This window comes from Fructilactobacillus myrtifloralis (assembly GCF_024029335.1).
GTDB lineage: Bacteria > Bacillota > Bacilli > Lactobacillales > Lactobacillaceae > Fructilactobacillus > Fructilactobacillus myrtifloralis.
The window spans coordinates 537,238-549,665 of sequence record NZ_CP097116.1 but is presented as its reverse complement, the minus strand read 5'-3'; the positions used below and the strand labels follow the sequence as shown (position 1 = coordinate 549,665).

General features: G+C 39.2%; 11 protein-coding genes and 1 pseudogene. 7 read left to right on the top strand and 5 right to left on the bottom strand.

Annotated features, from left to right (window positions below; translation table 11 throughout):
* Positions 1-11 precede the first annotated feature (11 nt).
* The 3 genes from M3M35_RS02870 (at position 12) to M3M35_RS02860 (ending at position 4,135) form a co-directional block, all read left to right on the top strand.
* Entirely contained in the window at positions 12-956 is a 945-nt protein-coding gene (locus tag M3M35_RS02870; protein ID WP_252750495.1) for a diacylglycerol kinase, read from the top strand.
* 54 nt (positions 957-1,010) lie between these two features.
* Positions 1,011-2,390, top strand: coding sequence for a 23S rRNA (uracil(1939)-C(5))-methyltransferase RlmD (rlmD, locus tag M3M35_RS02865; RefSeq protein WP_252750494.1), 1,380 nt, complete (start codon positions 1,011-1,013; stop codon positions 2,388-2,390).
* A gap of 80 nt (positions 2,391-2,470) precedes the next feature.
* Positions 2,471-4,135: an AAA family ATPase gene (locus M3M35_RS02860; protein WP_274706366.1), complete on the top strand. Its 1,665-nt coding sequence runs from the start codon at positions 2,471-2,473 to the stop codon at positions 4,133-4,135.
* Positions 4,136-4,461: 326 nt separating this feature from the next.
* Here the strand turns inward: M3M35_RS02860 and M3M35_RS02855 are convergent, their stop codons facing one another.
* The gene (locus M3M35_RS02855) at positions 4,462-4,740 is read right to left on the bottom strand and encodes a cation transporter dimerization domain-containing protein (RefSeq protein WP_274706365.1); all 279 of its coding nucleotides are present in this window, start codon (positions 4,738-4,740) and stop codon (positions 4,462-4,464) included.
* 3 nt (positions 4,741-4,743) lie between these two features.
* Positions 4,744-4,920: pseudogene (locus M3M35_RS07350) on the bottom strand (cation efflux transmembrane domain-containing protein); the annotation flags it as partial.
* 404 nt (positions 4,921-5,324) lie between these two features.
* Between M3M35_RS07350 and M3M35_RS02850 the strand changes: the two are divergent.
* Positions 5,325-6,473 (top strand): oxidoreductase, encoded by a 1,149-nt coding sequence (locus M3M35_RS02850; protein ID WP_252750678.1) that lies wholly within the window; start codon positions 5,325-5,327, stop codon positions 6,471-6,473.
* A 45-nt stretch (positions 6,474-6,518) separates the two neighbouring features.
* Here M3M35_RS02850 and M3M35_RS02845 read toward each other — a convergent pair whose 3' ends face one another.
* The gene (locus tag M3M35_RS02845) at positions 6,519-6,992 is read right to left on the bottom strand and encodes a glutathione peroxidase (RefSeq protein WP_252750492.1); all 474 of its coding nucleotides are present in this window, start codon (positions 6,990-6,992) and stop codon (positions 6,519-6,521) included.
* Positions 6,993-7,095: 103 nt separating this feature from the next.
* Entirely contained in the window at positions 7,096-7,581 is a 486-nt protein-coding gene (locus tag M3M35_RS02840) for a hypothetical protein (RefSeq protein WP_252750491.1), read from the bottom strand.
* A 157-nt stretch (positions 7,582-7,738) separates the two neighbouring features.
* Here M3M35_RS02840 and M3M35_RS02835 point away from each other — a divergent pair, with 157 nt between their 5' ends.
* A complete protein-coding gene (locus M3M35_RS02835) occupies positions 7,739-8,821 on the top strand; it encodes an FRG domain-containing protein (protein WP_252750490.1) in 1,083 nt (360 codons plus the stop codon).
* Positions 8,822-8,866: 45 nt separating this feature from the next.
* Here M3M35_RS02835 and M3M35_RS02830 read toward each other — a convergent pair whose 3' ends face one another.
* Positions 8,867-9,190 carry a winged helix-turn-helix transcriptional regulator gene (locus M3M35_RS02830; RefSeq protein ID WP_252750489.1) on the bottom strand — a complete coding sequence of 108 codons (324 nt, stop codon included), beginning with the start codon at positions 9,188-9,190 and terminating at the stop codon, positions 8,867-8,869.
* Between the two features lie 162 nt (positions 9,191-9,352).
* Here M3M35_RS02830 and M3M35_RS02825 point away from each other — a divergent pair, with 162 nt between their 5' ends.
* Both M3M35_RS02825 and M3M35_RS02820 read left to right on the top strand, forming a co-directional pair.
* On the top strand, positions 9,353-10,054 hold the full coding sequence (locus M3M35_RS02825) for an ABC transporter ATP-binding protein (RefSeq protein ID WP_252750488.1): 702 nt from the start codon (positions 9,353-9,355) through the stop codon (positions 10,052-10,054).
* On the top strand, positions 10,051-12,345 hold the full coding sequence (locus tag M3M35_RS02820) for an ABC transporter permease (protein ID WP_252750487.1): 2,295 nt from the start codon (positions 10,051-10,053) through the stop codon (positions 12,343-12,345). Before M3M35_RS02825 ends, M3M35_RS02820 begins: the two co-directional genes overlap by 4 nt.
* Positions 12,346-12,428 lie beyond the last annotated feature (83 nt).

Here is a 12,428-nt window from a genome sequence, read left to right as displayed (position 1 = left end):
GGTGGCACCAGATGCGACGACGTGCGCGCGTAATTTACAATCCAACTTCTGGCCGCGAAACGCTCAAAGCCAAGTTGGTTGATATCTTAGACGTTTTAGAACGGGGCGGGTACGAAACCAGTGCCTACGCCACAACGCCCCAGCAAAATTCGGCTCGGGATGAAGCGGCTCGGGTCGCTCACGAAGGCTTTGACTTGGTCGTGGCCGCCGGGGGCGATGGGACCATTAACGAAGTTATCAACGGGATTGCTCCGTTGGAACAACGCCCAAACCTGGGCATTATTCCGGCTGGGACCACCAACGACTTCGCCCGGGCGCTCGGCATTCCGCGGGCAGACTTTGTGGAAGCGGCGCGGGTGATTACCCAGGGACGCTTAATCCCGATGGACGTGGGGAAGGCCAGTAACGATGAGATTACCAAGTACTTCATCAACATTGCGGCTGGCGGCCGCTTGACCGAGCTGACCTACGACGTTCCCTCGGATCTAAAAACCGTCTTTGGGTACATTGCCTACCTCGTGAAGGCGATGGAAATGCTGCCCCAAGCGCGGCCGATTGAGATGAAGGCCACCTTTGACGGGGGCGAATACGAGGGGAAGGCCTCGATGTTCTTCCTCGCGATGACCAACTCAGTTGGCGGTCTGGAGCAGGTGGTTCCGAACGCCTCGTTAAACGACGGGAACTTCACGATGATCATCGTGAAAACCGGGAACATGATGGAAATCCTCCAGCTACTGACGAAGGTCTTAAACGGAGGCCGGCACGTAAACGATGCGCGGATTATCTACAAGAAAACCAAGCACTTTACGGTCGCGCAGCAAAACACGAACCTGCAGATGCCGATTAATCTGGACGGCGAGTTTGGCGGAACGGCGCCGATGCACTTTGAAAACCTCAAAGAACATCTGTCGATTTTTTCAAATCTGCCCCCAGAACCGCAACGATTACTAGAATAAACACGAAAAAGTTTTGTCGTGAATGGCGACAAAACTTTTTGTTAAGGAGTAGCAATGAGCAAAAATAAGCAAGCACCAGTAACGAAAAACGAAACGCTCGACGTGGCGGTGACCGACCTGACCTACGAAGGGATGGGCGTGGCCAAGGTGGACGGCGGCTACCCGCTTTTCATCGAAGACGCCCTTCCTGGGGAACAAGTCACGGTCAAGGTGATCAAGGTCAAACGAAACTTTGCCTTTGCCAAGTTACTCGAGACCAAGCAGGCCAGTCCGGACAGGGTGACCACGGTGGATCGGCGGTTGACGCAGGCCGGAATTGCTCCCTTGCAACACCTGAGTTATGCGAAGCAATTGGAGTTTAAACAACACCAGATTGCCGAGTTGTTCCAAAAGGCCCATTTGGAACAGGTTCAGGTGGCTCCGACGATTGGAATGGACCATCCGGTGCAGTACCGGAATAAGGCCCAGATTCCAGTGCGGGAACAACACGGACAGTTGGAAACTGGGTTTTACCGGCGCCATAGCCATGACCTGATTCCAATCGAAGACTTTTACATCCAGGATCCAGCAATTGATGATGCCATCGTGAAGGTACGCGACGTCTTACGGGACTTCCAAATCCCGGCCTACAATGAAACGACCCATCAAGGAGTGGTACGTAACATCATGGTTCGGTACGGGAAGTATAGCCACGAGCTGATGGTGGTGTTGGTGATCAACGACCGGCACCTGCCGCGGGCCGCAGAAATTACGGCCGCGATTGAAGCCGCCTTGCCTAACTTGGATAGCCTCGTGGTGAACGTGAACCAGAGTACTGGCAATCGGTTGCTGGGGGACAAGAATACGGTGCTGGCTGGCAAGGACTACATCATGGACCAGCTGTTAGATACGAAGTTCTTGATTTCACCGTTATCGTTTTACCAGGTTAATCCGGTACAAACGGAAAAGCTATACTCGTTAGCGATTGAGAAGGCGCAGTTGACCAAGGATGACATCGTAATCGATGCCTACTGTGGGATTGGGACTATTTCGCTCGCAATGGCGCCGCAAGTGAAGCACGTTTACGGCGTTGACGTGGTTAAGGAAGCCATTCAGGATGCCCGCACGAACGCCAAGCTGAACCACATTGAAAACGTGACCTTCGTGACCGGGAAGGCCGAGGACCAGATGCAGAAGTGGGAAGCCGACGGGATTAAACCGGATGTGATTGTCGTGGATCCACCCCGGAAGGGACTAGATGTCAGCTTTATCGAGAGTGCCGTGAAGATGCAACCAGAACGACTGGTGTACGTTTCGTGTAATCCAGCTACGTTGGTGCGCGATGCGCAGTTGTTGCTTGACGGAGGCTACACGATTGACCAACCGGTACAACCGGTGGACCAGTTCCCACAGACGCCGCATGTGGAGAGTGTGACGGTGTTTACAAGGAAGTAGGTAAATACTTTACAGGAGATTATTATGAAATTTAATAAATTGTCTGTTTCTAATTTTCGAGGAATTTCTAAAACAAAAAAATAAATTTTGTTAAAAATTCAAGACCAGAATCTATTTTGCTTTACGGAGATAATGGTACTGGAAAATCCAGTTTTTTAGATGCAATAGAATTTATTACTCAAGGAACCGTACATAATATGAGGGATAAAAAGTATGGTAGTTGGATTTATAATTCTAAATCTAAAGTTAACTTATCTTCGGAGACAAAAATATTTTGTGATTTTGATAATGATGAAAAAGTTAGCAAAAATTGCTTATTGAATGATGGAAAGTTAAAAATCATTACTTTGCAGAATGGAATAAAAAATAATAAAAATGTTTCTATTCCAGAATTTTGCCATGCTCCCTTGGTTTTAAGAAGACGTGATATTATTAAATTTTGGAATTTAGATTCTGTTGAAAGATTAAAAGTATTTATTCCATTTTCTAATAAAAAAAATTATATAGGTTATATACCTCTTACTGAGCAAGAACGATTAGGTAAACTTAGATCAAAAAGATTACGTCTTAAGAAAAAAAGAAATAAGCGTTTATTTTATGTATGTAAACATTATGGATTTAATTATAAAGATGAAAAATTAAAGGTAACAGATAATTTAGTTTCAAAAATAAATGAACAAGAAAATATAAAACAACTTTTAGATTTAAAGAAAAAAAATATCAAAAAATATAGGGAAATTAAAATTTTATGTAATCTTTACAGAAGAATTAAAAATTGTAACAATAAAATAAAGCAAATAGAAAATAAATATAAAAGAATTATGGAGGAAAGTAATGATAAATTTCAAGGATTGAAAAAAATTATGAATGATATTTCTCCAGAAATTACGAACATATTTAAAAAAATTTCACCATCAAGAAAATCCGTAGAAAAAATTACTGTGTATGTTGCTACTCAAACAAGTATTTCACTAAAATTTAAACTTACACTAAGTAATGGTTCTACAGCAGATCCAGAAAAATATTTTTCAGAGGGAAATCTTGATTTGCTTGCATTAATACTATATTTTGAATTTATATATAAAAAGCAGTTTGACGGACAAAGCAAAGTATTAGTGATAGATGATATATTTCAGAGTATAGACTCAAATATTAGGTTTAAATTTTTTCGATATCTTATAAAACGTTTTAGTGATTGGCAATTTATAATAACAACTCATGATAAATTATGGAAAGAAGATCTTATAAATTTATTTATAAATCATAATAAGCAATTGATAAAATATGAAATTGAAAACTGGAATCTTTTAGATGGTCCTCATATTTCTAGTGGTATTAATAATTACGATGAAAAACTAAAAGAAACAATTAATACTGGTGATGCACATGATATTTGTTCAAGAGCTGGATATATGTTGGAATATTTGTGTGATAATTTAAGTAAGATCATTCATTCAGGAGTCGAAAGAAAAAAAGATGATAAGTATACAATTGGAGATTTATGGAAAGGTATTCTAAAGAAAATGAAAAAAACTCCAGCCAAAGAAACATATGAAAATTTAGATGATTTTATTTTTTCAAGGAATATTGCAGGTGCTCACTATAATAAATATGCAGTTGACTTTCCTAAAGATGATGCAAAAGAATTTGCTTCATTAGTTATTGATGCTTATTATGAGGTTTTTTATAAATCAAAGGGAAAATGGATAAGTAGTATTAAAGAAGTAACAGGTGAGAAACTTTAATTTGTTTTTAAAATATGATAATTTTCTCTTTTATTTTATTGTTATTTAAAGATTTTAATTTTATAATGTAATTTATTTAATTATTGCCATTGACTTTTTTTATTATCAACAATGACATTAGAATTTGTGAGTTCTGATGTCATTGTTGATTTTTATTTCATTCATAATAATTGATTCTTTCTAATAGTTGGAACATATTGTAACTAAAGGGTATGTTCTTTTTTATTTTCACTGATTATAAAAAGGTGTACTAACCACATTCACTTAGTTAATGTCATCAGTATCAAAAATTATAGATTCAAAATTTAATTTAGGGAGCTTTCTAGTTACTCATTTTTTGTATCTATTACTGAGTCGGGAATAAAGGAAACATCAGTATCAATGATTACAAATTTGGTTTTCATCATCGCCTCAATTGCTTCGGCAATTTTAAAACTTTCACTAACTTTCTTGTCACCATCAATGACAACTGCCACATTTAGAGTTACTAAATTACCCTTATAGTGGGATTTTAATTTAGGCACAGCAATGACACTAGGATTAGTCATGATGGCATCTTTATATTTTTGCTCTGCTTTGGGGCTAAAGTAGTCAGCAAGGTTCAAACTGGTTTCCCGAAAAATTTTAAATCCAGAATAGAGGATAAAGAAGCCGACAACAATACTAGTTGCTCCATCCAGCCAGGTTATTTTAAAGAACATTGCTCCAGCAAGGGCAACCATGGTTCCGATACTAGTAAAAGCATCACTTAAAATATCTTGTTCAGAAGTTAATAAAACAGCCTTATTTAATTTATTTTCTGCTCGTCAATTTAAGTAATAAATAACAAGCATAATTACGGTAGCAATCTCAGTTCCGATTATGGGAATAGGTTGGGTAATCGTTCTAGTGCTGGGAATAATCAGACACTTAATCCCTCACCAAAATAAAGTAATTTTAGCATATTGAAAGATTAAATTTCACTATTAGAAAATGGAGTTAGCTAGGAAAATTAGAATCATCATAAGGAATTGATTGTCGGATAATTTGATCACTATGGATAAGCTGTTTGTGGTGAGGGAAAGTTTATTAATAATCTAACTTACTAAAAGTATGCAATATCATTGCTATTTCACGGAATCCAGCTATAATTTAGCTATCAATGTTAGCATTTATAACAAAAATGGTTTTATTTAAGGAGGGATTCATCATCACACGACAATTAACGGATTCAGTGAAGTTTCGGCGGGGCGTCGAAGTCCAGGGACGTTTGTTTCTGCCTCCGATGCTAACTTCATCTGGAACGGCGGATGGAAGAGCAACCGCTGATACGTTGCAGTACTACGCAGCCCGGAGTAAGACAGCAGGGATGCTGATCACCGAGTATCATTACGTCAGCGAAAACGGGGGACCGAGTGGTGGCGGTCCGTTTGGTGAACAACTTGGGATTTATGACGACGAGCACCTCGACTCGATTAAAGCACTTGCTAAGGCTATGAAGCAGGATGGGGCCAAAGCCATTCTACAGATCAATCATGGTGGCCTACGAAGTAATGGATTTGCTGATAAGCATGGGTACGCCTTAGGTCCCAGTGCCATTACTTCCCCGAATTTGAACTATGAGGTGCGTGAGTTAACTACTCAGCAGATTGAAGCTATCATCAAGGATTTTGGGTTAGCGACAAAGCGCGCCATTGAAGCTGGCTTTGATGGGGTGGAAATTCACGGCGCTAACCACTACCTATTACAACAATTCATGTCGACCTATTCCAATCGACGGACTGATGAGTGGGGCGGATCGTTAGCTAACCGGATGAGCTTTCCCATCGCGGTTACTAAGGAAGTTCTGCGCATGGTTGCTAAATACGCACCCCAGGACTTTATCGTTGGTTACCGGATCAGTCCGGAAGAACCGCATCAAGATGGTAGCGGGTATTCGATTGCCGATTCTAACCAGTTAGTTAAGGAACTTAACCAGCTCCAACTCGACTACTTGCATGTTTCAATCTTTGGGCACTATTACGATGGCCCCAAGGATAGCAATCTGAGTTACACGCAAATCTATCGGGAATCGCTGGATGCCGAAACCAAGTTGTTGGCGGTCGGCAGTGTATTTAGCGCCGAAGCAGCGCTGGATGCCGTTAATCACTACATGGATATGGTCGGGATGGCCCGCGGTAGTTTGATTGACCCGTTGTTTGGGTATAAGGTATCTCATCATCGAGCTAATGAAATTGTGCATGAGATTTCGCCGGAACAGTTGAAACAAACCGCCTGGACCAAGGGCTTGTTAGACTCATTCTCTTTGCCAGATAACGGGTTGCCACCGTTACCGAACGGTGAGTCAATTAAAAAATAACGCAAAAGAAAAGACCACAGGATTTCTTCCTGTGGTCTTTTTTGTTTAGGCCTGGAGTGCTTTTTTGATGGCTGGTTCTAACTTGGCAGGGTTAGTAATTGGCGCATATCGGTGAATCAACTGGCCATCTTTGCCAATTAAGAACTTGGTGTAGTTCCATTTAATTGCACCGTGACCGGATTCCTTTTTCAAGTAGGCAAATAGCGGATCGGTATCTTCGCCATTAACCTTGATGGTTTCGGTAATGGGGAAGGTCACCCCGTAGTGAACCTGACAGTACTCGGTGATGTTTTTCGAATCCTTCAATTCCATCATGAACTGGTTGGATGGGAAGCCGATAACTTCTAAGCCTTGGTCGTGATATTCGTGGTACAGCTTTTCTAGATCCTTGAGTTGACCGGCTAAACCACACTTGCTGGCGGTGTTAACCACGAGAATAACTTTACCTTTGAAGTCGGCAAAGTTAATTTGATCGCCGTTTAGTTCTTTAGTTTGGTAATCGTAAATTGAGTTGAGCATGAGAAGGACTCCATTCTGTTGAATTTGATGGTGTACAATTAAAAACTTAGCATAACAATAACATACTTTTAATTAGCTAGCTAATAATTGATTTGCTTTCAAATTATTCTAATTCTCCAATCCATTCGTTGAAAGGGTCTATGAAACTTTTATCATTAATCCAATCAGAATTTTTTAAGTTATATCTATGTGTAGATAATGGCAAAGTTCCATTTTCAAAAAGGCCATCGCATTTTAATTCATTATCTGCAATAATCATGATGGGAATTCCAATAATGAAAGCCATCGCGCCTTCAATTTGGTTCCAAACTGAAGGATATAATTTATTATTTATTCTAGTTTCATTTTCTGAACCTGGTTTATAAATACCATCTTTAATTAGGATTTGTGGGATTCCTAAAATAATTATTCCTTTACATTCATGCATTTGTTTTTTTATTTCTTTAACAGGAATTCCGTTAGGAAAAACCGTTGAACCTATAGTAATCGGATAAAGTCCTCTATGATCGAGTTCTTCAGTTAATTTATCAACTGAATTTTGATATATGGGATCAAATTTATTTGGACGACTTAAGAATATATTTTTCATTAATATTAATGTCCTTTTACCTTTTAATATTGCATTTACATATGCAATATAACAGTAATCATAAATTTTGTTAAGGAATATTTAGATTAATAATTTATAATTAATTATTGATATTTTAGTATATTGTTATTTTTATAATTAAAAACGGGGTAGATTTATGGATGAAATTAAAAGTTTACAAGATTTTATTACACTCATTGATGATAAATACGATGATCACTGGTATTTTCGTGGTGAGTCAAAAGATTATGGTATAACTAAAAATCTAGCTAGTGGTTACCGTTGGATGGTTGATAATAAAAAGACGTTTGTTGATTTACTTAATTTAAGAAAAGAATTTTTTAGAGAAGTTGGCGGAAACCTTACACAAAAGGAAATAGAAAATTTTTTATCGTATTCGCAACATCATGGTTTACCAACAGAATTACTTGATATTACAGCTAATCCATTAGTGGCATTGTACTTTGCTTGTGATTCTAATCCAAAAGAAGATGGTTTTTTGTATCTATTTAGTAATTCAATTAAAGATGATAATCTTTATCCAAGACAATTCTATTCTAGTCCATATAGAGATTTAACAAAAAAGTTATATTCACAAGATATATCACAGCAACATATTTTTTTTAGATGGTTTGAAGATATTGATGATAGTATGATTCAAAAGGATTTAATGGAAGAATCTAATCAATTTACTTATTATTTATTTCAAGATTCAGACTTTTTTAAAATCCAAGATGAAAGTGAAAAAGTCTGGAATGAATATTCTATTAAGTATCCAGAACTTGCAAAAGTTAGTTATAGTAAAAATAAATTTTTATCTCAAATAAAGAATAAAAATTATTCACGGTCGGAAGAAATAAGTAAAAGGTTCGATCCAATTATTGGATTAACATTCTCATTAATTGGTATGAATATGGAAAATGGAATGTATTTCCCCAGTCTTAAGTACTTGTTAGTTAAACCAACAATTATTTTTGATCGAATGAAAAATCAACAAGGATTATTTATTTATCAATTAAGAGAAGGTGTAGATGATGAAATAGGGGACTTTCAGCCAATTATACCAGCTGTTAAAATGAATATTCCGGCTAGTAAAAAAGCTAAAATAATGAAACAACTTAATTTGATGGGGATTAATCGAAAATTTATTTATTCTGACGATGATAATGTAGCTGCTTATTTAAAAGAAAATTATAATGAATCCTTTTATAGGGAAATGCATCCTTATAGTAATAATTGAAAATAATAAAAAGGAGCCTATTAACGGCTGCTTTTTCTTTTGCCCTCAATCCGTTTCCCGAAACCGTTCCGACCATTCCTTCATTGAAGTCAGAATCGGAGCTAGCGCAGTTCCTTTCTTAGTCAGCTGATAAGCAACCGTAGGGGGATTTGTGTCAAACACGGTTCTGGTAATAATTCCTCGTTGTTCCAACATTTTCAACCGGGTAGAGAGGGTGCGGGTGCTGATTCCCGGTAACGCACGGACCATCCCACCGTAGTGATTATTCCCGTTGTAAATTTCCCAGAGAACGTAAGCGGTCCATTTGCCGCTAATAATATCAACCACTGGTTGAATTGGACAATCATCAAGATGCTGTTCTGTCGCCATTAAAGGTCCCTCTTTCGTTTCAATACAGATACTGTAAAAAATTACCCTACTTTTATTTTTAAAGTATAGCATTTATGCTTTTAATCAGAAAGGAAATCGCTAGCAATTCTCCTTTTGTAAGTGGCATTGTATCTGAACGAATTTAAGAGGAGGAGTTTTTTTATGTTAAAACTAAGCCATATCAGTAAAACGTACCAAACTGGAGCGGAGACTACTCATGCACTAAACGACGTTAGTTTTGAAATTAATCCGAATCAACTAACCGTTATTTTAGGTCCAAGTGGTTCTGGGAAAAGTACGATGTTGAACATTTTGGGTGGAATGGATCGGCCGACCACCGGTTCCGTAACTTACGATGGGGACGTGATTAATACAGAATCGGATCGCCAATTAACCGAGTATCGGAAAAAGCTGGTCGGCTTTGTCTTTCAATTTTATAATTTAATTTCTAATTTGACGGTGGAAGAGAACGTTGCGATTGCAGCTCAACTGTTGAACAAACAGTACCAACAACCTACAAACGATTGCTTAGCACAAGTAGGTTTGCAGCAACGAAAGCAAAATTTTCCGGATCAATTATCGGGCGGAGAAATGCAGCGGGTTGCCATTGCCCGGGCTTTGGCTAAACACCCCCGGATTTTACTATGTGATGAACCAACTGGAGCACTTGATACGCAAACGTCCCAGCAAGTTTTTAAGTTGTTGCAAGCTAGTAAGAATCCCCAAACGGCAGTAGTAATTGTGACCCATAATCCGTTAGTAGAGCAAATTGCGGATCGCGTCATTCGAATTCGAGATGGTCAAGTAGAAAAGATTAATGAGATTAGTGCGCCGTTGAAAGTGGAGGAGGTTGATTGGGGATGAGCTTTTTAGTCAAAAAATTATTCCGAACGGTCCGGAAAAATTGGACCCAATTCTTCTCAGTTTTTCTGATGGCGTTTCTCAGTGTTCTCTTCTATACGGGACTGGAAGGGACTTGGAATGGTATGAAGCAAAATATTAATCACTATGCAACCCAAACCCACTTAGCAAGTGCCACGTTACGAGCAACTGCTATAACTTCTCGTGATTTGCATCGAATTCGGCAGTTACCGAGCGTGAAGAAGATGAATGCCAAAACGGAAGTGGAAACGAATGTTAACCTCCAAGGGAAAAAGCGTTATTTAACGGTTTCAACTCCCGGAAAACAACAAATTTCGCAAGTTCGCCAAGTTGATGGACAGCGGTTACCGCAGCATCCGCGGGGGATTTATTTAAATCAACGGTTTGCCCAAGAAAATGGAGTACGGGTGGGAAGTTTCATCGCTGTAAAAGTTAATCGTCATGAAGCGCGGCTGAAAGTAGCTGGGTTGATTAATGCACCTGACAAAATGTACTACACAGGTTCGAATGATTTCATTTCTCCTCAGGCACAAGCTTATGGGTATGGATATGTAAGTGAAGAGACCCTAACTAACCAGTTACATGTTCCAACAATCAATAATGTAGTTGATTTACAAACCAAGCATCTGGTTCAAGTTGAAAAACGGTTACGTTCGTTGTTGCAGGATCGATATGTAACGTTACAAACGCAAAAATCGAACATTGGAATATCAACCGCAGTAGATCGGGTGGGACAAATTCGCAATCTTTCACTGCTGTTTTCAATCATCTTTATTCTGTTAGCGGTTCTCGCTATGTATACAACGATTCGAAAAGTAATTGATCAACAACAACAGGATTTATCTACCCTGCAGTCATTGGGGTATCGAAACGGGGTTCTCGCTCTGTACTATTCCATGTATGGATTGTTGGTGGGAACCATTGGGGCCGCAAGTGGCTTAATGTTTGCACCGTTCTTGTCGAACTTTGTCATGAATTCCCAAAAACCAATGTTTACCCTGCCCAGTTGGAAAATTTCTTATACGGCGATGCCTCTTTATATAGCATTAGGAGTGATTCTGATTTGTATGCTGGCGGCTTACCTAGCAGCCCAAGTTAATCATGGCTTACTACCAGCTCAAGCCTTTCGAAAGGGGAGTACTGCTCAAGTTGGCCACCGGGTTTGGTTAGAAAGGATCACCAAAATATGGCAACTAATTCCGTTTGGAAATCGATGGTCAATTAGAGCTAATTTGGGCAATCAGATTCAAACTGTAATGGGGTTAGTTGGAATTATTGGGGGCTTAGCACTGGTAATGACTGGGTTTGGTACAAAGAACTCCATGGATTATCAGGTTCGCCAAACGTATGGACATGAATACGCATACACGCAAAAAATTAATCTGCAGCAACCGGCCAGTGCAACGGAATTACAACGACTCGTGAATAAGACGAATGGAAAGCCGATTGAGACGATTACGGCTGGATTACAACCTCATGGTCAATTTGATCGTCCACTAACCATCTTAAGCAAGCATGCCCCGGTTCACTTGCAGACCACTGATCAACAGCAAATACAAAATGGTGGAGTATATGTGACGGAAGGAATTGCACAACGGTCCCATTTACGTCGCAATGAGTTTGTGACTCTCCATCCCTCGCTCAGTTCGAAGGCGCTGCGGCTCAGAATTAAGGGGATTGTGAAATCGAATGCTCCACAAGGACTTTATCTAACCCAAGCAACCTGGGAAAAGCAGGGGATGCCGTTTCTTCCGAGCTCTATTTTGACGCAACGGTCTCAACTGTCCCGCTCGGTTAAAAATAGTCCCGCTGTTAGTCATTTTGTAAGTTTAAGTGAGCAACGCCAGAATGCCCAGACAATGGTTGATAATCTGGGGAGTATCTTTTTAATGATTCAAGTTTTCGGAATCATGCTTACAATTGTGATTTTATATAATCTGGGTTCGCTGAGTTTTACGGAGCGAGCACGTAGTTACGCCACGTTAGAAATTTTAGGTTTTTCGCGCGGGAAAATTCGAAATTTAACCATTGTAGAAACCTTGATGATCACAACCGTGGGTTGGCTTGTGGGAGTTCCATTTGGAGAATGGTTCCTAGCTCGATACGTTACGACCTTTAACACGAACCAGTTAATTTACTATCCATTTCTCACAAAATTGAGTTTAGTCGGTTCCTCTTTGATTGTGATTGTGGCCGCCTTTTCAACGGTCCTGTTATTGGGTCGAAGGTTACGAAAATTGGATTTGATTGCAGCGACGAAGGGTGTGGAATAGTTTTAATTTTTAAATGTGTACATTGGTATTATAAGTAAATTCATTGTACATTCTATTTTTTATTAATTTAATAAAAAATATCA